This is a genomic window from Pilosibacter fragilis, from assembly GCF_032490495.1.
Classification (GTDB): domain Bacteria; phylum Bacillota; class Clostridia; order Lachnospirales; family Lachnospiraceae; genus Pilosibacter; species Pilosibacter fragilis.
The window spans coordinates 1-655 of the sequence record NZ_JAVYJB010000070.1 but is presented as its reverse complement, the minus strand read 5'-3'; the positions used below and the strand labels follow the sequence as shown (position 1 = coordinate 655).

Below are 655 nucleotides of genomic sequence, written 5' to 3'. Positions count from 1 at the left end.
GTGCTCTGATGCAGACAACCGAATTATTAAGACAAAAGATGCTCTCTGTTTTTCCGGTTCCGGTCAGTTCTTATTGCATTATTGATAGTTTTCCGCTTGCAGTCTGCAAATTTGGACGTGCACGATACTGCAAAACATTTCGCAGCCAGGGTGCTGATTACGGAAAGTGCCCTTCTAAAAAGGAAACTTACTTCGGCTATAAAGTGCATGCCCTGGTCACATTAGAAGGTTACATTACTGCATTTGAGATTACGCCGGCATCCACAGATGACCGTGAAGGATTACGGGATCTGGTGGATAATTGTTCAAATATTACAATTTTAGCAGATAAAGGATATGTTGGCGAAAAACTCATGCAGGAAATGCAGGAACAAACGATCTGTCTTTTTGCACTCAAGCGTTCCAACAGTAAAGAAAACTGGCCAAAATCGGTGCGTCAGCTGATCTTCAAATTGAGAAGACGGGTAGAAACTGTCTTTTCACAGTTAAGCGGTCAGTTAAATGCAGAAAGAGTACTTGCCAAAAGCTTTCAGGGCTTATGCACCCGTTTGGTTAATAAAGTATTGGCATACAACCTCTGCATTGCATTAAACAGTATTTTCGGTGAAACCTGCGAACTTGGAAAAATCAAAGAACTGATATTCTAAAAAATTTG

At 40.8% G+C, this 655-nt stretch carries 1 protein-coding gene; it reads left to right on the top strand.

The window, feature by feature from the left end; translation table 11 throughout:
- On the top strand, positions 1–647 hold a 647-nt coding region (locus tag ABCW45_RS17785; protein WP_343221299.1), incomplete at its 5' end, for an IS982 family transposase.
- Positions 648–655: the final 8 nt, after the last annotated feature.